The sequence below is a fragment of the Thauera sp. 63 genome (assembly GCF_000310165.2).
GTDB lineage: Bacteria > Pseudomonadota > Gammaproteobacteria > Burkholderiales > Rhodocyclaceae > Thauera > Thauera humireducens.
In genome coordinates this window covers 62050-86649 of record NZ_AMXC01000004.1, presented here as the reverse complement: position 1 = coordinate 86649, position 24600 = coordinate 62050, and the positions used below count along the sequence as shown (strand labels likewise).

Here is a 24600-nt window from a genome sequence, read left to right as displayed (position 1 = left end):
GTCCGAAGGCGCGGTCTCAGGCCGCAGCGTCGGCCTTGAGGAAGTTCTGCACGAGCTGCGCAAAGGCGGTCGCGTGCTCGATCTGCGTCCAGTGGCCGCAGCGACCGAAGATGTGCAACTGGCTGTTCTCGATCCAGTTCAGCATCGTCAGCGAGGTCGACAATGGGATCACCTTGTCGTCACGGCCGTGCACCATCAAGGTGGGATGCCGGATGCCGCGAACGGCAGCTTCCGGATGAGCCATCGCATCAACGCAGCGCTGTCGAGGTGCAGGGAACATGCTTTCATAAGCGGCTCGCGTCAGCGGGCGCATGCTGGCCTCGTAGCGCATCTGCACCAGTTCGTCCCCGACCAGCGCCTGGTTGTAGGCGAAGATCTTCATGATCGACTGCATGTTTTCGAACGAGGGCGTGTAGCCCCACACCTTGTCGAGCCCGTCGGTTAGTTCGAAAGGAACGCCCACGCTGCCCATCAGAACGAGCTTGTTCACGCGCTCGGGATAAGTGATGGCCAAGGCCAGCGCCATCGAGCCACCGAAGGAGTTACCGATGACATGCACCTTGTCGACCCCGACCGCATCGAGGAAGGCGACGATCTGATCGAGCCACGCCCGGCGGTTGAACTGCATGTCGACCGGGAACTCGCTGAAGCCAAAGCCCGCGAGGTCGGGCGCGAGCAGGCGGAAGTCACCCTTGAGCGCCTGCAAGGTCAGGCGCCAGTTGGCCCAGGCACTAACGCCCGGTCCGGAACCGTGCAGCATCAGCACCGGCTCGCCGCTGCCGAGATCGTGGTAGTTCGTGAGGATCGGACCGCACTGAATCTGCCTGCCGATCTCGGGATTGCTCGCCTGCGTGTTCATGCCTTTCGCCCTCCCGCCTTGCGCCACACCAGGCGCACCGTGCGTGCCTGCGGCGTGCCTTCTTCCATGCGCGCGGTCAGTGCGATGGTCCCATCAGCGTTGACCTGGATGCGGCGCCTCTGCTCGCTTCCTACCCAGTTCGGGAACATGCTGATGCTGACCTTGTGCGTAACCACCTCCCCGTCAAGGCTGTAGGTGCCGGCGTAGGCCAGCATCGACGTGTAGGCGCGCGCCTTCTCTGCGTCGCTGGCGTTCCACTGCCCCCCGGTCTCGAACTTCGGCCGATTAGCGCGGGCGATCATGCAATCCATGTCGCCGTCGTCCGTGTAGCGGATGAAACCGTGCAGGCCCTCGCCCATCGGCAGTTCGCTGCGCCCGTCATCGAAGACCTGTTCCCACGAAAGGATGTCCCATCGGCCAACGAGATCGATTTGCTGTGACATTAGGTGTCTCCTCCTTGAACTTATTCAGTGCTTTGCAGCGAGGCTGGCGAAGAAACCGGCGACGATGCTGTTGTGTTCCGGGGCGCTCTCGTATTGCGCCCAGTGACCGGTGTCGGTGGCGCAATGGAAGCGGCCGTCCTGGACCTGTTCCGACAGGCGCTGTCCAAGCGCAGGCGGTGTACGGTTGCGATCACCCCAGTACACCAGCGTCGGCTGGGCGATGCGACGCGCGATCGCGTCTGTCACCGTGTGGCGCCGGATGATGTCGCCAGCCAGATACTCGGCGATGAACTTTTGCTGCACGGCAGCCAGCGCGGGTTGCTGATACAGCGCCTGGCGCACGCGGATGGCCTCGTCGCTGAGACGCTCGGGCCTGGCGAGGATGCGCGCCATGCGGGTGCGCACGTTATCGAAGCTCGGGTCGCGCAGCACTTCGAGCGAGCTCGGCAAGTTCGCCGCCCAGTCTGGCTCGACATAGCCCGGGATGGAGCCCTCGTCCGGCGAGTAGCCCATCGTGGTTGTAAGCACCAGGCCGCGAACCTTCTCGGGGTGTTGCACCGCCAGTTGCATCGCCACCCAGCCGCCCATCGACTGCCCCTCGACGAAGGCGACTTCAATGTCGAGCTGTGCCATCACATCAGTCACCTGATCCACTAGGAGCGGAATGATCTCCGGGTGGTAGCCCTCGGTCTGCGAGCGGCCGTGCCACAGGAAATCCATCGCCACGACGTGGAAGTGCTCGGCAAGCGGCGCGATGTTCAGCGCGTAGTTCTCGGCGTGGCCGCCGGTGCCGTGAAGCAGGAACAAGGCCGGGCCGCTGCCGGCCTCGATGATGCGGGTGCGATAGCGTCCCTCGACGATACGCACCTGCGTCTTGAGCAATTCGACCCAGTAGGTATCGGGCACGGATCGCCCGGATTTCGGCTCGGACACTGTACTCACGCCTCGCTCCTTACAGCGCCTGTTCCTTGCTGGCAGAAATCGGGCCGCGCAGTGTGCCATCCGACTTCTCCAGACCGAAGGTCCATTCGGAGAAGATGTGCGACACCGCATCAAAGTCCTGGGTCTCCCAGTGCTCGTCAACCATGTCCTCATCGGCCGCGTATTCCCACGAACCGCCGAACGGGCTCTGGAAATACCAGAAGCAGGCGGACGAGATCAGGTGACGGCCGGGACCGGCAAAGGTCTGCCAGCCCAGCGAATCGAGGTGCTGGCCACCGCCGATCACCTCATGGATGTCACGCACTTTGAAAGCGAGGTGGTTGAAGCGCGTACCGCGCTGCTTTGCGTTCATGAAGAAAACGTGATGATGGTTTCCCACCGGCGAGCAACGCATGAAGATCCCGCGGTTGGCGTAGCGGTCCGACACGATGAAGCCGAGGCGCTCGATGTAGAACTTCACCGCCTCGCCAGCGTCGTCGACACCGATCGCGATGTGGCTGATCTCGTGCGGTTTCGCCGCCTGGTAGCGTGGCGCTCGCGCATTGAGGCGACCAGGACTTCCCGGCGCGTTGTAGCGCGTCACCTCGTAGGGCACCGACCTGCGACGGGCGACGCGAAATGCCAGGTTGATGCCTAGGTCATCGACGCTATGCAGCACGCCCGCCGCGTCGAACTCGGCCCTGCGGTCTCGCCCCAACTCGGCCGCCAGCGCCTTTAGCGCAGCCTCGTCCTCGACCCCCCAGGTGAGCTCGCTCATACCGCTCGGCGAACCGATCGGGCTGCGGTCGGCGCGCGTTCGGTCAACCTCGACCACGCGAACCTCGGACCCATCAACCGTCGCGAACAGACGCATACCCTGCTCAGGCGACGCGGCCTCGTTCAAGCCCCAGTCTTTCGCGAAGCGGCACGCATCGTCGAGATCCTCGACCGCGAACGTCACGCACTCCACACCGGTGAATCGAAAACGGTTTTCCAATGCCATGCCTGTCTCCATTGGCGGACCAGAGCCCCGCAGAACGCCCACATCCGCCATTCGTGTTGAAAGCGAGGTGGACTTTATTTATCGCCCCATAAGCGAGCCACAGGAGAAGAAACAATGCAGATATGTGCGAAATGGAAGCCCTGCGTCGGGGAAACAGATCCGTAAGCGATGAAATAGAACAATGCAAGCTTTTCGTCGACTTCAACCTAAACGTCTCACCGCCCCGCCATCCGGATCGCGCCGTCGATCCTGATGACCTCACCGTTCAGATACGTGTTCTCGAAAATATGCTGCACCAAGGCTGCGAACTCATCGGGTTTCCCCAGCCTCGGCGGGAAGGGAACCATGCGACCAAGGGACTCCTGAACTTCAGTCGGCATCGACATGAGCATCGGTGTCTCCATGATGCCCGGCGCAATTGCCATCACCCGAATGCCGTAGCGGCTCAGCTCCCGAGCTGCGGGCAGCGTCAGCCCCACGATTCCGGCCTTGGACGACGCATAGGCCGCCTGCCCGACCTGCCCCTCGAAGGCGGCGACCGATGCGGTGTTCACGATGACACCGCGCTCACCAGACTCGTCGGCTACGTTGCGACTCATCGCCTCCGCGGCGAGGCGCAGCGTGTTGAAGGTACCGATCAGGTTGATATTCACCGTGTTGGCGAAGGACTCGAATGGATGTGCTCCAGTCTTCCCCAGGATTTTTTCAGCCGGAGCGACGCCCGCACAGTTCACCAAACCGTTCAGCCCGCCACCACGATTCACTGCCAAATCAATGGCGGCCTGCACGCTGGCAGGATCGGTGACATCCGTTTCGGCGCAGAGCGCATTCGCGCCGATCTCGGCGGCCACGTGCTCGATTGCGGCCTTGTTGCGATCAACAAGTACCACTCTGACGCCCCCGTTCGCCAGCCGCCTGGCCGTAGTCGCCCCCAGCCCCGATCCCGCCCCGGTGACGATGACGGTCTTTCCTTGAATCTTCATCAGCTGGTCCTTGTCACATTTACTTGCGGTGGTTTCACATCTGGCACCACCAGCGATCGCACCGGGCGTCCCGCCACTGCGCGCGTCGAGTGTCCGCGACCGATCAGATCCGTGGCGAGAATCACCGCACCCGGACCGAACACGCGGATCTGATGACGTCCCGTCTCGATCTCGATTTCGCCATCCATCACGATCAGGTACAGAGGCGAAGACGGCGTGTGCCAGCCCGACGCATACTCGGCTCCCACTTCTCGAAAGATCACGCCCTGTGCCCCATGAAGCGCCGACATGAATCCGAGCGCGCCCTTGTCCTCCAGCGGGATCAATACGTCCTCGAAGTACGACACCCCTTCCTCGTCAGAGCAGATCCGGGTGATGGAAAATGTCTTGTCTGTGTTCTGCATGATCAGGCGCACTCGCAGTGAGACAGGAAGTCGAAGCCGGGCAAATCGTCGTAGTACGCCCACGCGCGGGCGGCGTTCGACTCGGTCCACACAACCGGCTCGAACTCGGGGTGGGCCTCGGTCATGCGACCGCCACTACACAGTTCCAGACGCAGGTTGTGCGGATCGCGAAAATGCAGCGAGAAGGTGTTGCCATAGGGCTGGCGCGTGGGTCCGGTGAGCTCAAGTGCCACCCCGTCCTGCCTCAGGTACTGCCCATCGACGAGAATGTCCGAAGCGTCTTCTTTGGTGAAGGCGATGTGGTGCAGGCGGCCGCGCTCGCCGGGGAAAATCGCCAGCTCCTGTCCGCCGACGTTCTTCGACATGCGGAACAGCAGGGCCGAGAGCAGGTTCTCTCCATTCTCGCTAACGATCTTTTCCGACACGAAGAACCCGAGCACCTCGGTGAGGAAACGGACCGTTGCAGCCGGCGCATCGGACGTGAAGGCGACGTGGTTGAGGAACATCGGTGCCGGCGTGCCACGCACCGCACGCGGGGCGACCCAGTCCGGCGACTGGTGCCCGGCGATGTAGCCTGGCTGCTGCATGTAGTGAAAGAGGCGCACGCGGGGTCCGTTCGGCACCACAAAGGCGATGGATTCCGACAGTCCGGGCCCTGCCTCGCCGGCACCGGCGCGCGCGACGGCGACGCCAGCCGCCTCCACCCGGGCAGACAGGCGCTCGAGGTCGGCGGCATCGCGCACCTGGAACCCCACCTCCACCAGCATCGATCTTGCGCCTTTCTCCAGCAGCATCGAATAGGCGTACGGCTCGTGCCAGCAGCGCAGCTGCACGGCGCCATTGGCCGCACCGGTTTCAAGCAGCCCGAGCGTGTCGCGGTAGAAGTCGCGGGCCCGATCAAAGCCCTCGGCGGGCACGGCCACGCGGACGTAGCCGAGCCGGGTGATGCCTGTGTGTTTGAGCGTCATTCTTGATGTCTCCCCGGTGTCGTTCAGCTGACCAGTTCGTAGAACTGGGGCGCAATGGCCGATTCGTAATAAAAGGTGCCCTTGCCCATGCTCGGCAGATCCCAGATCACGTCACCGATCGCGCCCGGCACACCGGGGGTTTCGTAAGCGCCGCACTGGAACTCGTTGCGGTTTCCGGACGGATCGAAGAAGTACACGGTAGTCACCCCCGCCACCCCATGGCGGGTGAGGCCGTACTCGAGCGTGGGCACCTTGCGATGCTTGAGCAGATCGACGCGGCGGATGACATCGGCGCGGTCCTGCACGTAGAAGGCGATGTGGTGCAGTCCGCCATCGGGTCCGGGCGCGATCGCCACGTTGTGCATGGTGTTGCCGAGCGTGGTGAAGGCCGCGAACAGATTGCCTGCGGGGTCGAGCACGCGCTCGGAGATGTTGAAGTCGAGGACTTCCTGCAGGAAGTCGACGGTCGGTGCGGGGTTCTCGCACACGATGAGGACATGGTCGAGGTGGCTCACCGGATTCACGCCATCGACGGCGTCAAGGATGGGGTCGGGGTTGCGCATGCCGCAGGCGTAGCCCGCACGCTCGGAATGGTAGAAGAGCACGATGCGGTGCTTCGACGGCAGGGTAACCTCCACGCCCTCGCCCTGCCCCAGCACGCTGCCCGCGGCCAGCCGCCGGGTAGCGAGGCCGCGCACTTGCGCCTCGCGCTCGACCTCGCCCAGATCGGCGGGGTCATTCACCTTCAGGCCCAGGTGGTCGATGCCCGCCTGCTGCCCTTGGCGCAGCACAATGCAGTGGTGGTCCTGGCTCTCGGGCGCCTGCAGATAGACCCGCGACGCATCCCGCCCGGTGATGCGCAGACCGATCGTGTGGACGTAATGCGCCTCGGCCGCACCCAGATCGGTGACGTCGATGCACGCGTAACTCAGTCTCGTAATCGCCATGTATGTCTCCTCGTTAGCGGGCCGCGGGCATCCTCCCCGTGGCACCATGTCAGTCATGTCAATCCCAGCCCGCCCTGCGCGCGCACCAGCGCCTGTGACAAGGGCGATACGCTCACCACGTTCCACCCATTTGGCATGTTTATCAGCAGATCCGACGCCGCAGTCGCGCGGCACAGCAAGGCGGGCCGGAGCCCCTCCGCGCTCAGCTTTTCCAGCCGGCTGCGCGACACGCCCTGCCGGTAGGCCACCTCGCCGCAGGCCAGCCAGCCCACACAGGCGCCACAGGCCCCACCCCGGCAGGCCTGCGGCACAAGGATGCCGGCGCGTTCCAGCGCCGCGCTCAGCACCTCATTCGCGGCCGCCGTGCAGTGCTGCTGGCGTCCAGCCGCATCCACCACGCAGACGGCGAAACACCTGTCCATCGACACGCTCAGGCCGCGTGCAACATCGGAGGCACATCGCCCATTTCGGCTTCAGCCTTCTGCAGCGCCGCCAGGCAGCGAACGCGAGTGCCAGATTCGGAGGCGAGGATCTTCAGCGCCGCACGCCCGACCGCACCGACGTCGCCGCCGCCGCGCTGGATGCGCTCGAGAATCAGCACCCCCTCGTCGAGGAAGCCCCACAGGTCGTCCAGCGCCTGATCGCGCACCCGGCCGTAGCCCTTCACCACGCGCCCGGCCTCGGCGACTAGGCAACCCAGCACCGGGCTGCGGGCATGTGCGGCGCCGATCGCGTCGTACCAGCGCTTGAAAAGGTCCATCTCGTGGGCATAGCGGCTGGAACGGCGCCGCATGCCACGGAAGGCGGCCAGGGTGCGCAGGCTCCAGTAGCCCGACACCGTGGTCGAGCCCAACCGTAGCGGAAAGCTGCGCTTGTCGAAATCGCGCATCAGCATGCCGCCCACGCCGGCAACGATGCGGCCCATCCATGGCGGCAGCATGCCTACGATCTGTTCCGCGTCGGGCACGAGGAAGTCCGTGACCTCGACCCCATGCCGCGGCTTGATGCCGTGCTCGCGCAGCACCTGCAGGTAACGCTCGGGGCGCGTCTTCAGCTGCGCGACGCGCGGAATGTCCTCGTAGGCCAGCCACAGGGCGCCGTGCCGGGCAAAGGCCTTCAGCGTGGCGATGTCGACACCGGGCAGGCCGGCGAGACGGTCGAGCAGCTCGAGATAATGGGCGGCATGGGCTTCGTCCATGTAGTCGATCAGGTTCTCGACGGCGGGCCGCACGAACTGCGCCAGTTCTGCACTGTCTCGCCGTTGCGCGAGGAGCCGCTCCACCGTCGCAGCCTCTGCCGCCGACAGGCGAGCGGCACGGCGCGAGGCATCCGGGCGGGCCGCCTCGGGACCGGATTGCGCGGGGAAACGCCCCTCCTTGACCAGACGGTAGCCGAGCTGGAAGGCCGCGATGTTGGCCTTCACATTGATCTCGGACGCCTTGATCGCCTCGACGAAGGGCGCGTCGTCCACGCCCTCGACCGCCGCCGCGACCGCCGCACCCAGCAGGAAGGCGTTGCTCGACAGCGCCGACAGGCCCTGCTCGACCACGACCGCCTGAGCGTTGCACAGGTAGTGGCGATCCGGCGCGAGGTCGTGCGCGGCGGTGAAGATCTGTTTGCTGTCGAAGATGCCCTCTTCGGCCGGCATCTTCTCCAGTGTCGCATAGGTGCGCGCGGTGTTGCCCACGATCACGCAGTCGCTCGAGGCATACCCCCCACCCATCAGGCGACCCAGCTCGAGCAGTTCCTGTCCGATCAGCAGGTTCACATCGCCCGGCATCGCGAACATCGAGTGGGTGCGCCGGCGGCTACGGTCGGGCGCGGCCTCGCAGTAATAGGTTACGGTGCCGCCACGCTGCGAGATCCCGAGCAGTCCGATGCTCACCGCATCCCAGCCAGCGTTGATCAGCCCGTGAACGAGCCAGTCGCTCAACACGCCGCCACCCTGCCCGCCGACCGTGCCGATCAGTACCCTGAGTGATTTGCCTGCTGCCATCATGCGCGCTCCATCTGTTCAAGTGCCTGGCCAAGCGGCGGCACCAGTTTTCGTCTGATCCAACCCTTGATGCGCTCGCCCAGCGAGGGGTTCTCAACCCGGGTCACGCGAATAAAGGACGGACATAGCTTCGCGGCATGCGATACCTCGCCGCATACCCCACAGCCGACACAGGTGTTGTCGACATAGGCAGCGGGTGCGGTACGCAGCGGATTGGGCGAAGGCTTGAGCGTCAGCGAAGGACAGCCACTGAAGCGGATGCATGCGTGATCGCCGACGCAGACCTCCTCGTCCACACCGAAGCGCTCGATCTCCACCCGCTTGCCGGCCTCCAGATCCCTCTGTCGCTCCACCTTCACGCGGCGCTGGCGCTGCAGCTGACATTCGGCTTCGGAGATCATCACGCGCACCTGGGGAATCTTCGCGTCGCGGCGGATGCGCTCGAGCTTCTTCTGGAAGTCCTTAAAGTCGTAGGGGTTGGCCCGCTCGATGTGCTTGACGCCCATCGCCTTGAAGGTATCGGCGATGCTCATCTCGGTGTTCATCGGCTCGCCGCTCATCAGCTTGCCAACGTTGGGGTTCTCGTGCGCCCCTGTCATCGCCGTCCACTTGTTGTCGAGGACGATGTAGGTCGCATCCTGCTTGTTGTAGATCGCGTTCGCCGCCGAGGCGTTGAACGCGCTGTGCCATAGCGTGCCGTCTCCCACGGTCGACACGTTGCGCTGCCGCGACATCGCGGTAATCCCGCTCGCCGCGGCCAAGCCGGCGCCCATGCCGATGTTGGAGTCCGCCAGTTCGAAGGGTTTGAAACCCGCCATGCCATAGCAGCCCACGTCGCCCGCATGCCAGTCGACCTCGCCGGTCAGCGTTTCCTTGATCTTCATCTGCGAGAACACCGGGCGCTCCGGACACCCCGTGCAGAAGGTCGGCACGCGGGGCGGCACCGGCTTGGAGAACAGGCGTTGTCCCTCCTCCATACGCACCTGGAACTGCTCGGCCAGCCGCCCGCCGCCGAGTCCTTCGCCGAGGTGGCGATCGAGGAATGTGGCCAACGGTGCGAACAAGCGCTCGGGGAGCAGCTCGCCGATGCCGGGCACGATGTCGTGCCCATGAAAGTCCAGGCTCGAACCGTTGCGCTGGAGCAGCGCACGCATCTGCGTCTCGAGCAGGTCAGGCTGGCCTTCCTCGATCAACAGCACCGCGTCCTTGCCAGCGAAGAACTCGAGCAGTTGCGCCTCACTGAGCGGGTTGATCACGTTCAGCTGAAGCAGATGCAGGCGCGTATCGAGCGCATTGCCGTCGTCTGCGAGACCGAGGCGCTCCAGAATGCGCCAGGTGGTGTTGAAGGTAGTGCCGTGGGTGATGAGGCCGATACGGGCCTTCGCGTCGCCAAAGTATTCGTTCAGGCCACGCTCGACCGTCAGCCGCGCGGCGGTCGGCAGACGCACCTCATAGCGATCGCGCTCCTGCTGCTGGGCGAAGGGCGGCAGCGCAAACAGGGTCGGGTCCTTCTTGAACCCTTCGACCGGTCGCACGGTGCTGATGGCGGGGACGACGTTCTCGCCCACCACGATCTCGGCGTTGGTGTGCGAGAGCTGCGGACGCAACAACAGCGCCGTCACACACTTGCTGTCACGCGACAGATCCATGCCCTCCTTGACCATGCGGTGTAGCAACTGCTGGTCGCCGCGCGGGTCGATGACCACTAGGCCCGACTTCACGCCCCACGCCAGCGTGCGCTGCACGACAGTCGTGCTAGAGACGCCGTAATCCTCGCCGACGACGATCATCGCCCCGTCCTGCACACCGAGTTGCGAGACGTGATCCACCACGTCCATCGCCACCCCGTTGCCGACCACTTTCCACGTCACCGCCCCGCGCACCGGTCCATAGACCGATGTGGTCAGTAGAGCACCGGCCGAGACCTCGCTGCTGGAGCTCTCGAAATAGACGCCCATGTCCTTGAGCAGGGGCTCGTAGGCATCGGCAACCGCGTCCATCAGGTTGGCGGTCGGTGACCCGGGATAGCCGCCGAAGTAGCTGATTCCGCTCTCCAGCAGCGCTTTCAACACCACCAGCGCACCATCGCCATATAGGACGCTGCCCGCCGGCGCGCTCAGTTGCGCAATGTCCTGATCGGTATAGGTATGAGCCATATTTTTTGCTCGCCTGAAGTCAGTCAATAACAGTGACAAATCTCAGCAATTCACATGCCAAGAATTAAGCATCTGTTTATTAGATGTTTTTTGTTTAACGCCGAGCGCGAGCGCGATCATGTGCACGAATCTCTTCACATCAGTTCGCCACCGAAAGCCCGCCATCGACGTCAAACTGGGTGCCGGTGACGTAGGCCGCGTGCGGGCTGGCAAGGTAGGCCACCGCATCCGCGATCTCCTCGGGCAGCGCCATGCGTCCCATCGGCACCCGGTAATGCGCCGCCGACGCGGCGAGGAAGTCGTCGAAGCTGCCGGCCGAGGCGTCGTACCAGGCGCGCCAGGCCTCGGTAGCGACCACGCCGAGGCCGACGGCGTTGGCGCGAATGCCATCGCGCGCGTGATCCGCGGCAATGAGTCGCGTCAGCGCCAGGCACCCCGCGCGCACGACGCTGCTGGCGAAGAAGTCCGGATGCGGACGTTGGGCAAACACGGCGTTGATGTTGACGATGCTGCCGCCGCCGCGCGAGCGCATCCGGGGCACCGCGAGCCGTGCGGTACGGACCATGGCCATGAGTTTGGTGTCGAACTCGACCTGCCACTGGGCGTCCGACAGTGTCTCCAGCCTGCCACTCTCGGCGCCGGCCGCGTTGTTGACGAGGACGTCGATCCCACCCCACCGCGCGGTCAGGTCATAGAACAACGGCTCGATGTCGCCGCTCCGCCCCATGTCGGCAACACGCCAGGCGAGGCGGTCGCCATGGGCGAGCGCCAGTGGCACCAGCTCCGCATCGAGACGTCCAGCGTCACGCGCACACGTCATCACGCAGCATCCCTCGTCCAGCAGGCGTCGCACCACTGCGAGCCCGACGCCGCTGCTGCCCCCCGTGACCAGGGCAATCTTTCCATTCAGCCCGCTGCCCAGATCCGCCCGAATGCCCGGGGTCATGCCAGCCTCCTCACGCCCTCACCTCAGCGCCCCGCGAAGACCGGCTCGCGCCGCTCCGCAAAGGCCGCCAGGCCCTCACGCTGGTCGCCCGTGGTGTTGAGCAGGCCCATTGCCATCGACTCCATTTCCATGAAGGCATCGAAGGACAGGGTCGAGGCGTACTGCAGGACGTGCTTGGCCAGACCATGTGCGACGGTGGGTCCTGTAGCGACCTCCTGCGCAATCGACAGCGCGACCGTGGGCAACTCGGCGTCGGCGACGACGCGCGTGTAAAGACCCAGCGCAGCAGCCTCGGTAGCGGTCAGCGACAGGTTGCGCAGAACGATCTCCTTGGTACGCAGCACGCCGATGTTGCGCACCATGAGGTACAGCACCGACGAGTCGGGCATGGCACCGACCTTGCCGAAGGCGGGCACGAAGCTCGCCCGCTCGGCGGCGATGATGATGTCCGCACTCAGGGCGATGCCGATCCCGGCGCCCGCCACCGGCCCGGCAAGCGCGGAGACGACCGGCTTGCCGAGCTGGGTGATCGCGCGCAGCACGGGGCGCATCTCCTCGTCCAGAAAGCGACGGATGCCCAGCGGCGTCGGATTCGAGAAGATTTCCTTCAGGTCCCCGCCGGCACAGAACACGCTGCCCTCGCCCTCGAGCAGGACGGCGCGCACGTCGGGGTTTTCGGCCGCGTGCTCGAAGCTGCTGCGCAGGGCGCGCAACATGGCCGCGTTTAGTGCGTTGCGCGCTGCCGGGCGATTCATGCGCACGCGCAGCACCGCTCCTTCGAGCTGCATAGTGACGATCGAGTCCGCCTGGCTCATGCCTGCGCTCCCTTGCCGAACTGCGGCTTCTCATTGGCGAAGAAGGCACGCAGGGCCTCATCATGGTCAGCAGTGCGGAAGGTAAGTCCTTCCAGCGCCAGCGAGGCCTCGAGCATGCCAGCCATGGTGCGCTCGAGGTGCATGTTCACCGCGCGCTTGGTGAGTTCGATCGCCAGACGCGGACCGTTGGCCAAACGCTGCGCAAAGGCGTAGGTGCGCTCGACGAGCTCCTCGGCCTTGACCGCGTGGTTGACCAGGCCGATCGCCGCGGCGTCGGCGCCGGTCAGGGCGTCGCCGGTCATCAGGAATTCCTTGGCGCGGTTCGGGCCGATGAGCAGCGGCCAGATGATCGAGCCGCCATCGCCGGCGACGACCCCGATACCCACGTGGGGATCGGCAATGCGCGCCTTCTCGTCCATGAAGCTGATGTCGCAGAAGAGCGCGAGCGTCGCGCCGATGCCCACGGCGGCGCCGTTGATCATGGCGATGACCGGCTGCGGCGCAGCCGCGATCGCCTTTAGCACCTCGACGCCTTCACGCAGGACCTGTGTGAAGCCCTCGCCGCTTTGCGCCTGGCCATGCACCCAGTTGAGGTCGCCCCCGGCACAGAAGCCCTTTCCGGCGGGATCGCCGGTGAGGACGATGACCCTGACTTCCGGATCGCGCGCCGCCAGCGCAAAGGCCTCGGGCAACTCGCGGTGCATCTCGCCGTCCATCGCGTTGCGACGATCCGGCTGGCTCATGGTAATGGTGAAGATGCCTTCGCTCTTGCGAACGAGCAGGCGCTTGAATTGCTTGTCCATGCGTCTCCCTTGTGCTCTTGCGTGAGTGGAACTGCCCACGAAGAAAACAACAGCAAGGACCGCGCCAGGACTTCAATTCATTGATTTGTATAACTTTTGCTGATTATATTTGGACAAATTTGGAGAGGGCCGCATATTTTCATTAAGAAAAATGAGCCGGGATCCCAATCGTGCCTCCCCGGCCATGACCACTCACGCTTTCTGCTTCTTCAGTGAGTAGGACACCTGTGAGCGGGACAGCCCCAGATACTTGGCCGCATCGCTGATGTTGCCACCTGCCTTTTCCCCCGCGGAGAGGATCAGGTGCGTCTGGAGGTCTTCCATCGTGGCCCGCTGCGCCATCATTTCATCGAGCAGTCCGGCAAATCCACCCGCCAGATGAGGGGTGACCGGTTCGGCGAGATCCCTTTTCGTACTGACGCGCTCCGGTTCAGAGGGCGCGAGCGAGTGCGCGCCCGTGCCGCAAATCACCAGATGACGCCGCTCGATCATCCCGCCATTGTTGGCGAGGATGACGCCCCGTTCGATCATGTTCTGGAGTTCGCGAATATTGCCCGGCCAGGGATAGCTCTTGAGCACTTCCATTGCATCATCCTCGATCCCGGCAACACGTTTGTCATGTTTGTCGGCGTAGGTGTCGATGAACCGCTTGACCAGCAAGGGAATGTCCTCCGCCCGTTCTCGCAGTGGCGGGATGGTGACCGGATAGACATTGAGGCGATACATCAGGTCAAGACGGAATCGCCCATCACGGACCGCGGTCTCGAGATTCACGTTCGTCGCAGCGACGATTCGGACATTGACCTTCTCGGTCTGCGTGCCGCCCACGCGCTCGTACTCCCCTTCCTGCAGCACCCTCAACAGCTTGGTCTGCGCAGAGGCCGACAGTTCGCCCACCTCGTCGAGGAACAAGGTGCCCCCGTTCGCACGCTCGAAGCGGCCGGAGCGCGAGCTATGGGCACCGGTGTAAGCCCCCTTCTCGACGCCGAACAGCTCGGCTTCGATCAGCTCTTCCGGAATTGCACCACAGTTGATCGCGACGAAGGGCCCCCTGCTGCGCGCGCTGTTGTCGTGCAGGTAGCGCGCGAAGCGCTCCTTGCCGACACCCGTTTCACCGAGCAGCAACACCGTCACGTCGGTGCTCTGCGCACGCGAAACGAGATCGAGCGCCTCACGGAACGCCTTCGAGCGCCCAACCAGCGCCCCCACGCCGTGCGCCTCGCGAACGCTCTCGTGCAGGTCGCCAATCCGCTGCTGCAGCTCGAATAGGGTTTCAGCCACAGGATCGGGCTTGAACCAGTCGAGTTCCTTCCCGAGGTCCCCCCACTCCTCGATCGGCTTGCCGACGATCCTGCATTCCTCATCACCCTTGCCGCGACAGGACAATTCCCTGTAGTGGATGTGCTTGCCCATCAGGGCACTGGAATACCCGGTGGCGTAGCCCAGCGCCTCCCAGCACACGGCCTCATGATGCGGCCCATATAGCCCCAGATGCAGGTCCGCCTCGTAGGATCGCTCCCAGATGAACTCGCCGTAGAACCTTCCCTTGCTGGCGTCGATGTCGACGCGAACAACCCTTGGATGGGCCCCGCCACGCACACTGTGCAGGTTGGGGCCGAGCATCAGCAGCTCACGATCCGTGGCCTCCGCGGCCAGCTTGCGTGCCCACTCCAGGTCGCGCGCGCCGGACGCATACCCCATGCGCAGCAACAGGCCGCGTGCCCGCTCCATCCCCAGCGTGTCGATCAACTCCTTGCGCAGGAAACCCATGCGGGCAACGTCAACCAGCACCATGCGCTGCGCGTCGAGAAAGATTAGCCCTTTGTCCGGTGATACCGTGACCTGCGACGACACAAGCTCCATCGCCTCGTTCTTCACGCCTTCTTGCGCGGTGTAAATCATGTCTCCTCCATCGTATCCGCTTGTTATCAATGGCAAGGGAGAGGCCATGGAATGCACCTCTCCCTCCCGTTGTCGGAATGTCGTGTCCAGCGTTCAGGCCGCCTTTTGCCGGTCACCATACACCCTTGCGCCTGTTCGCGCTGCATGCGAATTCATCGATCGACGGCGGCCCTGCCCTCCACTGGATTCACTTAATGCATTAATGATTTAAAGCAACTCGACTGCCATCGCCGTGGCCTCGCCGCCACCGATGCAAAGCGATGCCATGCCGCGCGAAAGCCCGCGCTGTCGCAGGGCGCCGATCAGGGTGACGATGATGCGCGCGCCGGAGGCGCCAATCGGATGGCCCAGTGCGCAGGCCCCGCCATGCACGTTGACCCGCGCATGATCGAGCTTGTGATCGCGCATGGCCGCGAGCGTGACCGCGGCGAAGGCCTCGTTGATCTCGTACAACTCGGGCGTGGCCGCAGTCCACCCAAGCTTGTGCAACAGTTTCTCCATCGCGACCGCAGGTGCAGTCGCGAACCATGCCGGCTCCTGGGCGTGGCTGGCGTGGCCGAGGATGCGCGCGACAGGTTCCACACCGAGCGTCTTCGCGGTGCTCTCGCGCATCAACACCAGCGCCGCGGCACCGTCGGAAATCGAGCTCGCATTGGCCGGCGTGATCGTGCCGTCGGGCCGGAACGCCGGCTTCAGTTCGCCGATCTTCGCGATGTCGGCGAGGAAGGGCTGCTCGTCCCGCTCCACACGCACCGTACGCCCCTTCACGGCGACATCGACCGGCGTCAGCTCCCAGTCGAACAGCCCCTCCTCGTTCGCGCGCCGGGCGCGCAGCAGCGACTCGCGCGCGTAATCGTCCTGCTCGACGCGGGTGAACCGGTAGCGGTCGACACAGTCCTCGGCGAAGCTGCCCATGAGGCGCCCCTTTTCATAGGCATCCTCTAGCCCGTCCAGGAACATGTGGTCGTAGATCCGGCCATGCCCCAGGCGGATCCCCCTGCGCGCCTTCGGGATCAGGTGCGGCGCATTGCTCATCGACTCCATGCCACCCGCCACCACGATTCGCGCGCTCTCGGCGCGCAGCATGTCGTAGCCAAGCATCGTCGCCTTCATGCCCGAGCCGCACATCTTGGTCAGCGTCGTCGCACCGCATCCCTGTGGCAGTCCGCCACCCAGGGCAGCCTGCCGGGCCGGGGCCTGACCGACGCCCGCCATCAGGCAATTGCCGAACACGACCTCGTCGATCTCGTCGCCGGGCACGCCCGCCCGCTGCACCGCGGCGCGTATCGCCGCCGCGCCCAGCGTCGGGGCCGGCAGCGCGGACAGCGCGCCCATGAATCCGCCAATCGGGGTCCGCGCAACCCCTGCAATCACGATCGAATCCGTTTCCACCTTCCATGCTCCTCCTGCCACCCGGCGCGGCACCCCGCGCGAGTGGCAATCAATGATTAGATGCTCTTGAACAGCGGGCTGCGCCGCTCGTTGCGCTGATCGGCCCCCGACAGGAACTGCTCGGTGAACATCCCCTTCTCGAACAGTCGGCCCTGCATCAGCACGCGAATGCAGGCCTCGATCATCTGCGGCGGACCGCACAGATAGGCCTTGCAGTCGCGGAAGTTGCCGTCGAAGCGCGACTTCGCGACCTCATGCACGAAGCCGGCGGCAAGCCAGTCCTCCCCTCCCTGCGCTTGCTCGTCGGACACCGCCGCGATGTAGTGGAAGTTGGAATGGCGCGCCGCCAGCCCGCGGAACAGATCGACCTCGTACAGCTCGCTGACCGTCCTTGCGCCGTGGATCAGGGTGATCTCGCGCGGATCGCCGCGCTCGAGCAGATCCAGGATCATCGACTTCGGGCTGGACAGGCCCGAGCCGCCAGCCAGGAACAGGGCATGACCGGGTGCCGAGTGCCTGACGAAGAAGCGCCCGTAAGGCCCGGCGAAGCGCAAGGTTTCGCCCACCTTCAGCTGCTCATGCAGGTAGGCCGAGCCCGCGCCGCCCGGCACCCGGCGCACGTGCAGTTCCACCATGTCCTGCTCGGACGGCGAATTGGCGATCGAGAACGCCCGCGGCCCGTCGACACCGGGAATGGCGAGCTGCACATACTGCCCGGGCTGGAATGCGAACCCCGGCTTGCCCAGCTTCAACCGGATGCCGCGGATGGTGGGCGTGAGGGATTCGATCGTGGCGACCTGCGCGTCCCATTCGCCAATCGGCAGATGCAGCGCGTCAGGCTCCTCGTCAACGTCCGCCTCGATGCACAGGTCAGACAGCGGGATCGCGCAACAGGTGAGGCACTTGCCCTCGTCGCGCTCAACATCCATCAGCGCGAACGGGGTCGCCTCGCCGTGGTCGACCGTGCCCTCGACGACGTCGACCTTGCAGGTCGCACAGCGCCCGTGCTGGCAGGCATAAGGAAGCCACACGCCGGCACGAAGGCAGGCATCGAGGATGGTTTGCCCCTCCTCGGCCTGCACCACGGCGCCCGAGGGTTCGATGCGGATCTCGTAGGCCATCAGCTGCGCGATCCCTTGATGCCTTCCAGACCGGGCGTCTGCATGCGCAGCACGGTCTTGTGATCGATCCCGTTCGCATCGAGCGACGCAGCCGGATCGGGCGTGAAGGGCTCACCATTGCGCAGCCAGCGGATCTGGTCGACCGCGACTTGCGACCAGTCGGGGTGTTCGCCGAAGGCACCGGGCAGGATCTCCCGGGTCAGCTTCGCGAATGGCGTGTCGGGCGGCAGCATGAAGGCCAGCGTGGCGAACATGAGGTGATGATCCCAGCCGACATACAACACGCGCATGCCGTGGAAGTTCTCCTCACGGTCGCGGACCTCGCCTTGATAATCCGGGTACAGGGCTCTGACAGACATTTCCTTCTCCTTCGTGTGCCTCAGGCAGCCTGCCCGTCGGCGCTCTTCCATTTTTCCCAGTTGCGCTGATCCTCGGAGCCTTCGTAGTCGAGGTTGTCGCGACCGTTGATGACGCCATACCAGTCCAGCACCTCGGGGATGGAGGCACCGCCGCAGTTGCCCTGGAACACCTGATGGGTCGGCAGCCAGGCCTGGACGTACTTCTCCGGTTCGTCCTTGAAGATGTCGCAGCAGCCGTCCGAGCAGAAGTGGTAGCGATTGCCCTTGTATTCGGTGCTGCGATAGCAGATCTCGGTCGGATCGTCGGGCTCGGTGAACCAGGTCGGGACCTGGCAGACCTGGCAGAGCATGGGCAAGGACTGGTTGTAGAACCGTTTGCCCTGCTGCTGGCGCTCACGCCAGAACTCGAAGCGCGGCCGGTACAGGCGATCGAAGCTCTCGGGGTACTTCTCCGACAGCCAAGCCATCTCGGATTCGGAGGGCATCCAGCTGTGCAGACCGGTGGCCGCGCCATAGCCGTAGAGCGCCGACCAGGCCTCGTGCGAATAGCGGTCCTTCTCCTTCAATGACACGTCGGCGTACTTCGGCATGCGGAAACCGTAGCGCTCGAGATCCTCGAACAGCGCACCGCCGGCGCGCTCGAAGTACATCTCCCAGGCCTCGCTCCACGACATCACGCGCTTGGGCAGCATGTAGTCCATCATCAGCGCCACCAGCACGAGCAGGCGATAGCCGCGCCAGAACCACTTGTCGATCCACTTCTGGATGATCGGCACGTTGGCCGGATCCTGCTCGGCCATGAACTTGATGACCTCCAGGCCAAGCGTCATGTGTCGCGCCTCGTCCGACTGCGCGGAGAAGCCGAAGGTGACGGTCGCCATGTCACCGTTGTAGGCCGCGCCCGACATGAAGGGCATGAAGATCAGGTTCGTGAGCACGTACTCGAAGGAGAACGAGATCGCGGTCAGGAACTCGAACGGGCCGGCGGTCAAGGCGTCCTCGAAGTACGACTTCGGCACGGACAGATACCACGCGCGGTCGTACATCTTCTGGGTGTTGTGGAAACCGTTGAAGAAGCGGTTGTAGTGCGAGACGGTATGGATCTGCGTCTGCGCGTGGCGGATCTCGTCGATCGCCTGCATCTGCGCCGCCACGCGCTGGCCGACGCCGGGCAGCTGCCGACCAAGGTGGTTGAAGCCGCGCGCGGCGTTGTATTCCGAGGGCGTAATGCCCTGCAGGAACAGTTTCAGCGCGTTGACATAGCGCGCGTCGGAGATGTTGAGGTGGCCGTTGTGTTGGCTGAACGCGTCGATGATCGCGTAGAGCTTGCGTTCCTTCTCCGCCTGGTACTTCCAGTAGGCGTCCATCGTCAGGCGGAAGGGGTCTTCCCAGGCCTCCCAGTCGTGGATCTTGATGCCTTCGAACTGGTAGTAGGGATAAACCTTGTCCATGGGCTGGTAGGTGGGCTCCCAGCCCAGGCCGCGGGTCATCAGGCGGTAGCGGTCGCGCAGACCGACTTTCTTGCGCATGTCCATTTTGTGCAGCTCCTTACTTGGTCGCTCCCCATTGAAGGGAGAATTCGTCGTCGGTTTCGTAAACGTTGCCGCCGATCGAGATCATGCAAACGTGCAGTTCCTGAGGGTCCCAGTCGCGTCCGATCTTCGCGGACACGGTCGCGCGCTTTACGGTCAGGCGTCCCGGCGCCTCGATCCGGACCATCGCCGGATAGCGGCGCAGCGTAGCGTCCGGGTTGTCCTCCATGATCGCGTCGATGATGGGCAGTGCCTCTTCGATGGCCTGCAGTGCGATGTAGACTTCCTTCATCATTCCTCCCCGGTATCCAGTCCAAGGCGCTGGACGCGCACATCCAGCGCTTCCACGGCCGCGCGCAAGGCGATTGCGCCCTCGTCGGATCCAAAAGCCGCTTCGATCGGCGCGCCCAGGGCCTCGACCGCGCGATCCCGCCATTTGCGATACCAGCCGCTCAGCAAGGCCTTGTTCTCGTCGGATTCCGCGGCCGCGATCTTGATTACCGAATCGACCCAGCCCGAGGTCTCGGCATGCCAGTCGACAAAGAACTCGATCATCACGGCCAGGGTGGTGCCGAACTCCTTCAGGCTGTCCGGGAAGCGGACGTACGCCAGCGGGAAGAGCAGGCCATCCGCGGCCACGTTCTGCGCGATGAAGACCTCGAACCAGTCCCGCTCGACGAACAGATCCTCCATGTAGCGGCGCAGCGGTTGCCACTGCGCATGCTCGAGCCAGGCGTTGCGCGCGCGCTCGACCATGATGTCGGTGCCCTGGCCGAACTGCAGGCCGATCTGGGTCAGGTACTGGGCGAGTCCAAGCCGGTCCATGGTGTGGAAGGTCATCGGTACGTTGAGCATCGAACCGTAGGCCAGCGAAGCCGAGAAGCCGTTATTCATGTTGGCGCCCCACTCGTAGTGGCGCAGCGGCAACAGGAACTCGGCGGCCTTGTGCATCGACTCGGTCGACATGCTGGCCAGAAGACCCCGCTTGTCGATGAAGGCGAAGTTGCGCTCGACCGCGTCCTGCTGCTTGGAACGCGCGATCGTGTAGCTGCCGTAATAGAACTGGCGCGGATCGCGGAAGACCTCCCAGTCCGCCATGACCACCGCAGTGCGGCGCGGGTCGTAAAGGTTGAAGCCCTCCTGGTCCCACATCGGGCGGTAGTGGAAGTTCGCTTCCGACTGCAACTGCAGCGTCCCCTCGAGGTAGCGCGGCGCCAGCTTGTCGCCACCGATGCGTGCGGCGACGTGATCGAAGGTGTGACGAATCGGCTCGATCGTCGAGGTCTTGATCTCAATATTCATGATTCATTTCCACTGTTTCCATTGTTTCCATTGGCACCATCTGCTCGCCCCGAGGCGTCCTTGCCGTAGCGCCACTTGAGCCGTTCGATATCGATCGACACCCCTTGCTCCGGCGTCATGAACACCACGTTGTTGGCCTCGCAGAACTCGATGAATGCCGCTTTCGGCAAGATCAATTCGACGGACAGCTCCGGGTGATTGATCGCGAAATCGAAGTTCACATACCCCGCGCGCTCGCTCTTACGGACACGTACGAAGCGCACGGTCCCATCATTCGTTTCGGTCATTTCCTGCACCTCGGGCGTTGAACATCGACCTCAATTGATCGGCAAAAAAATCGGCCGGGCGACAGCGGAAAGGAGGGATGGGAAGCGCCCCCGCCCGGCCAAAAGGGACTCAAAGGGACAGGTCTCTCAATCGCCGCCGCGCAAGTTCTGCACCTGGAAGATCGAAGGCGGGTTGCCCTTCACGTCGATCCAGCCCTTGAACTGGGACGTCGTGCAGTGCTGGGCCTGAACGTCGATTTGCGAGAAGGCGTCATCGAGGGCGATGCCACTGCCCTTGTTCGCCGGCAGATGGAAGTCGGGGTGAGCCTTGGCAACGGTCAGCGTCTTCCACAATTCGCCCTTGCGGTCATAGACCATCGAGCGGGAGGCCCCCATGACCTGCGCATCGAGGTAGAGCAGGCGCTTGCTCACCGGATGCGACGGCAGCAGTGGCTCGGCCTGCAGCACGTGCACCTTGCGCAACTGCCACGTGATGGCCGGGAGGCAGTTTCCCTTGCCCTCGAAATCGACGTACTTGTAGCCCTCCGGATCCTGATACTGGTCGGTGAGCTTCGCCTCGGTATGCTTGAAGTACGGCATCAGGATGTTCTGGGTGCCGAGGAAGGTCCATTTCATCTCCGAGACGCGGCCGGTGTAGCCCTCGAAGTCCTCGATCATCATGTCAGAGCCCAGGAAGGCGTCGGTCGTCTGGCCGGTAGCGAGCCGGCGCACCCGTTTCTGGAAGCCCAGGTACAGGTAGGCGTCGTTCTGCTTCGCGTCGTCGTCGTAGGTCTGCAACAGCAACTGGGTGTTGCGCAGATCCTTAGGCTCAAGGACCTTGATGTAGTTCGCCCGATACAGGTTGGCGGCATTCGGCAGGATGTCCGGAATCGGCTCCACATCCGTCCTGTGCTTGAAGTTCAGGAAATGGAACTCCATGGTCAGGTTGCGCTCGACCTGGCCCGTCGCCGCGTTCCGGTATTGCCAGTAGAACGGCTTGATCGTCGCGCTCTCACCCCAGTTGATGCCGTACTTGAAGTTCCACGCCAGTTTCTCCCCTGCACGTGGATCCTTGGTGTCGGGCGCGGCCGGGAACGGGCGGCCGGCCACATAGCCGATCAGTTCGCCCGGCTTCTCCCCAAGCTTGACACCGGCGGCATTCTTTCGCGTGGCCTCGACGTAGCCCTTGGCCAGTGCGAAATCAAGCGTCTCGCCGACCTTCATCTCGAACCAGCCATCCTTGAGCAGCTGGTACGCAGCGGGGTCGAGCACCTCCTTGAACTTGTCGGCGTTGGCCTGGTTGATGACCATGCCCACTTCTAGCCCCGGGAAGCTCGGCATGCCATTCTTGTAGGGGCTGAAGGACGCCTCGATGTCCGCGTCGGTAACGGCCAGCGCAGGCGTGCAGAATGCGATCGCCGCCGCGCTCGCAATCAGCGATTTCTTGAACGTATTCATTCGGTTGTCTCCGTCCTGTCTTAGAACTTGTACTTGAGGGTCACGAACAGCTCGTTTTCCTTCCACGCCGCGCCGATAGGGCCGGCGCGGAAGCGGCCCAGCGGCTCGAGGCCAGCCTGGCCCAGGGACTGCCCCAACTCGTGCGAAGCGTTGTAGCCACTGAACGGGGGATACGGATTGCACGAACGGCAGTCGTCGGTCTCCCAGCGGCTGCTCCTGTCGTCACTGCTGCCCTTGAAGTTCCCACCGAAGGACAGCGTCAGGTCGTCACTCACGATCCAGTCGACCTGAGGCGCAACAGCCCACGCCTTCGCACGGAAATCGCGCGTAAGGATCAGTTGCGGGAACACCCGGCCATTGGCCAGCGTCCCCCTGACGAGCAGGGTGCCGAGCACGTTGTGCTTCCAGTCGATCATCCCGTACTTGCCCAGCGGGCCGTCGTGCTCCTCGTGGTCGAGGATCTGTTGGTAGAACAGCTGCGCCGAAATGAGCGTCGCCGTACTCGTGCTGATGAAGGGGATGAAGGTGGGGCGGTCCACGCCGATGACGGAGCGGAAGACCTTGCTCTTGGAATAAAGCTCCTTGCGTGCGGTGTTGGAGAACTCCTCGCCCTCGGTCAGCGCGGCCTCCACGCGCACGGCTGCCTTAGCGGCCGGAATCTGGAAATCCATCGAGCCGCCAATCAGGTTGACACGCGGGAAGTGCATGTCGAACGCGATCAGGTGCGATGCCGTGGCGCCTACCTCACCGGTGAACGGATTCACCAGGTTGGCCGAATGATTGAAGGCCCGGAGCGACGGGTTCTGCGACCGGTAGGTGAGCGCATTCAGCGAGAAGTTGAGGCCGGACTGTGTGACAGCCTCGTACTTCACCCCGAGCTGAGTATTTTTCAGACTCCACTCGGGCAGATGGACGTTGCGCAGGCCGATCTGGTGTGGGCCGAAGTCGGTCGCGATGGTGCCGTTTCCGGCAAAGTTCGCGACCGTGCCGCCGTAATCCCACATCGTCTTCAGGCCGCGCAGCAGACAGCCGGCATCGAGCATCACGTTGGCCGTGCCGCACTGGCCCAGGTTGTTCGGACGGAACTGGTCGAAGTTCCACACGACCTGGAGATTGCGCTCCTGCATGGTTTCCGAGCCGCCGAGGCGCCATTCGGCCTGGGCGATCCACATCGGGATGCGGATGTCCTGCAGTTCGTCGTAGATGTTGTTGCGCGAGTAATCGACCGGGTTGATCACGTCGAGCACGCGGAACAGATCGGTCCGGCCCCAGACGACCTGCTGCTTGCCGACCTTGACGAAGAGGTCGCTGCCGTCGGCGAGCGTGAAGGTCTTGCGCATGTAGGCTTCGCGCAGGAAGTCGAGGCGATCGTTGAACTCCGGGGTCTCGAGTTCCCTCAGCGTGCGGTCGCCATAGCCGCCGAAATCGGCGCAACCGCGCTTGTCGGTATCGCACGGGCGCACCGGCACGCCAAAAGCGATGCCGCCGTTCGTGTCATGCCAGCGCTGCCCCAACACCTGCATACCCTGATTAGGATGGCGCGAAAGGTCGAAGCCGAACGCATTGGTCGGCGGCAGGCCGAGTCCCGCTGCAATGGCGTTGTTCACCCCGCCCCCGTGCGGCACTTCCGGGAGATTCAGCGACGTTCCTGCGCTGGTCGGGATGGGCGGCAGGCCCGGACCGGCAAGGTTCTCGAGTTTGATCGGGCCTCCCGCCTTGCGGCCGTATTCCGAGTCGTTGAGCCGATAGACGCCGTCCCAGGTTCCGCGCAGGATCCCGCGGAAGCCCCAGCCGTTGTCGAGATCCCGCGCGGCCTCTACCTGCAGGGTGTTGCGGAACTTCGACAAACCGACGTTGTTCCCGGTGTTGTCCTTGCCACGAAAGCGGGTGTCGTTCTCGTAGAAAACGTCCACTTCCCACGGACTGACATCGTCCCCCAGCGCAGGCAGCGCGTTTTGCGCCATTGCCGTCGCGGGCTCACCGCACGCAAACAGAACCGCGGCACAAACAATCGTCGGGCGGCT

General features: G+C 64.0%; 24 protein-coding genes. All 24 read right to left on the bottom strand.

Translation table 11 applies throughout. The features are described from left to right. Nucleotides 1-16: 16 nt before the first annotated feature. A complete protein-coding gene (locus C664_RS05410; RefSeq protein ID WP_004254616.1) occupies nucleotides 17-859 on the bottom strand; it encodes an alpha/beta fold hydrolase in 843 nt (280 codons plus the stop codon). Continuing rightward, on the bottom strand, nucleotides 856-1302 hold the full coding sequence (locus tag C664_RS05405) for a lipocalin-like domain-containing protein (RefSeq protein ID WP_004254613.1): 447 nt from the start codon (nucleotides 1300-1302) through the stop codon (nucleotides 856-858). The genes C664_RS05410 and C664_RS05405 overlap by 4 nt, the downstream gene beginning before the upstream one ends. Before the next feature lie 24 nt (nucleotides 1303-1326). Further along, a complete protein-coding gene (locus C664_RS05400) occupies nucleotides 1327-2244 on the bottom strand; it encodes an alpha/beta fold hydrolase (protein ID WP_198291481.1) in 918 nt (305 codons plus the stop codon). 10 nt (nucleotides 2245-2254) lie between these two features. Next, nucleotides 2255-3277, bottom strand: a complete 1023-nt coding sequence (locus C664_RS05395; protein WP_198291480.1) for a VOC family protein — start codon at nucleotides 3275-3277, stop codon at nucleotides 2255-2257. 164 nt (nucleotides 3278-3441) lie between these two features. Beyond that, complete coding sequence (locus C664_RS05390) at nucleotides 3442-4209, bottom strand: SDR family NAD(P)-dependent oxidoreductase (RefSeq protein WP_004254604.1); 768 nt, start codon at nucleotides 4207-4209, stop codon at nucleotides 3442-3444. Continuing rightward, nucleotides 4209-4613 (bottom strand): hypothetical protein, encoded by a 405-nt coding sequence (locus C664_RS05385; RefSeq protein ID WP_038011076.1) that lies wholly within the window; start codon nucleotides 4611-4613, stop codon nucleotides 4209-4211. Before C664_RS05385 ends, C664_RS05390 begins: the two co-directional genes overlap by 1 nt. Before the next feature lie 2 nt (nucleotides 4614-4615). Continuing rightward, entirely contained in the window at nucleotides 4616-5581 is a 966-nt protein-coding gene (locus C664_RS05380; protein WP_004254597.1) for a VOC family protein, read from the bottom strand. A gap of 23 nt (nucleotides 5582-5604) precedes the next feature. After that, on the bottom strand, nucleotides 5605-6528 hold the full coding sequence (locus C664_RS05375; protein ID WP_004254595.1) for a VOC family protein: 924 nt from the start codon (nucleotides 6526-6528) through the stop codon (nucleotides 5605-5607). Nucleotides 6529-6581: 53 nt separating this feature from the next. Then, complete coding sequence (locus C664_RS05370; protein ID WP_004254591.1) at nucleotides 6582-6950, bottom strand: 2Fe-2S iron-sulfur cluster-binding protein; 369 nt, start codon at nucleotides 6948-6950, stop codon at nucleotides 6582-6584. Nucleotides 6951-6958: 8 nt separating this feature from the next. Further along, complete coding sequence (locus tag C664_RS05365) at nucleotides 6959-8527, bottom strand: indolepyruvate oxidoreductase subunit beta family protein (RefSeq protein WP_054963721.1); 1569 nt, start codon at nucleotides 8525-8527, stop codon at nucleotides 6959-6961. Beyond that, nucleotides 8524-10680 carry an indolepyruvate ferredoxin oxidoreductase subunit alpha gene (locus C664_RS05360; RefSeq protein WP_004254575.1) on the bottom strand — a complete coding sequence of 719 codons (2157 nt, stop codon included), beginning with the start codon at nucleotides 10678-10680 and terminating at the stop codon, nucleotides 8524-8526. The genes C664_RS05365 and C664_RS05360 overlap by 4 nt, the downstream gene beginning before the upstream one ends. Nucleotides 10681-10819: 139 nt before the next feature. Continuing rightward, nucleotides 10820-11626: an SDR family NAD(P)-dependent oxidoreductase gene (locus tag C664_RS05355; RefSeq protein ID WP_004254572.1), complete on the bottom strand. Its 807-nt coding sequence runs from the start codon at nucleotides 11624-11626 to the stop codon at nucleotides 10820-10822. Between the two features lie 23 nt (nucleotides 11627-11649). Further along, nucleotides 11650-12441 (bottom strand): enoyl-CoA hydratase/isomerase family protein, encoded by a 792-nt coding sequence (locus C664_RS05350; protein WP_004254559.1) that lies wholly within the window; start codon nucleotides 12439-12441, stop codon nucleotides 11650-11652. Beyond that, nucleotides 12438-13244 (bottom strand): enoyl-CoA hydratase/isomerase family protein, encoded by an 807-nt coding sequence (locus tag C664_RS05345; RefSeq protein WP_004254553.1) that lies wholly within the window; start codon nucleotides 13242-13244, stop codon nucleotides 12438-12440. The genes C664_RS05350 and C664_RS05345 overlap by 4 nt, the downstream gene beginning before the upstream one ends. A gap of 192 nt (nucleotides 13245-13436) precedes the next feature. Then, nucleotides 13437-15146: a sigma-54-dependent Fis family transcriptional regulator gene (locus C664_RS05340; RefSeq protein WP_004254549.1), complete on the bottom strand. Its 1710-nt coding sequence runs from the start codon at nucleotides 15144-15146 to the stop codon at nucleotides 13437-13439. A gap of 207 nt (nucleotides 15147-15353) precedes the next feature. Next, nucleotides 15354-16538, bottom strand: a complete 1185-nt coding sequence (locus C664_RS05335) for an acetyl-CoA C-acyltransferase (protein ID WP_004254543.1) — start codon at nucleotides 16536-16538, stop codon at nucleotides 15354-15356. A 56-nt stretch (nucleotides 16539-16594) separates the two neighbouring features. Then, nucleotides 16595-17659: an NADH:ubiquinone reductase (Na(+)-transporting) subunit F gene (locus C664_RS05330; RefSeq protein ID WP_004254525.1), complete on the bottom strand. Its 1065-nt coding sequence runs from the start codon at nucleotides 17657-17659 to the stop codon at nucleotides 16595-16597. Then, nucleotides 17659-18018, bottom strand: coding sequence for a phenol hydroxylase subunit P4 (locus tag C664_RS05325; protein WP_004254522.1), 360 nt, complete (start codon nucleotides 18016-18018; stop codon nucleotides 17659-17661). The genes C664_RS05330 and C664_RS05325 overlap by 1 nt, the downstream gene beginning before the upstream one ends. Before the next feature lie 20 nt (nucleotides 18019-18038). Continuing rightward, nucleotides 18039-19553 carry an aromatic/alkene/methane monooxygenase hydroxylase/oxygenase subunit alpha gene (locus C664_RS05320; protein ID WP_004254519.1) on the bottom strand — a complete coding sequence of 505 codons (1515 nt, stop codon included), beginning with the start codon at nucleotides 19551-19553 and terminating at the stop codon, nucleotides 18039-18041. A 13-nt stretch (nucleotides 19554-19566) separates the two neighbouring features. Next, entirely contained in the window at nucleotides 19567-19845 is a 279-nt protein-coding gene (locus C664_RS05315) for an MmoB/DmpM family protein (RefSeq protein WP_004254512.1), read from the bottom strand. Then, entirely contained in the window at nucleotides 19842-20852 is a 1011-nt protein-coding gene (locus C664_RS05310; RefSeq protein ID WP_004254509.1) for an aromatic/alkene monooxygenase hydroxylase subunit beta, read from the bottom strand. The genes C664_RS05315 and C664_RS05310 overlap by 4 nt, the downstream gene beginning before the upstream one ends. Beyond that, nucleotides 20849-21139, bottom strand: coding sequence for a phenol hydroxylase subunit (locus C664_RS05305; RefSeq protein WP_004254506.1), 291 nt, complete (start codon nucleotides 21137-21139; stop codon nucleotides 20849-20851). The genes C664_RS05310 and C664_RS05305 overlap by 4 nt, the downstream gene beginning before the upstream one ends. Before the next feature lie 126 nt (nucleotides 21140-21265). After that, a complete protein-coding gene (locus tag C664_RS05300) occupies nucleotides 21266-22576 on the bottom strand; it encodes a DUF1329 domain-containing protein (protein ID WP_004254503.1) in 1311 nt (436 codons plus the stop codon). A gap of 20 nt (nucleotides 22577-22596) precedes the next feature. Beyond that, the gene (locus tag C664_RS05295; protein ID WP_004254500.1) at nucleotides 22597-24540 is read right to left on the bottom strand and encodes a DUF1302 family protein; all 1944 of its coding nucleotides are present in this window, start codon (nucleotides 24538-24540) and stop codon (nucleotides 22597-22599) included. Between the last annotated feature and the right edge of the window lie 60 nt (nucleotides 24541-24600).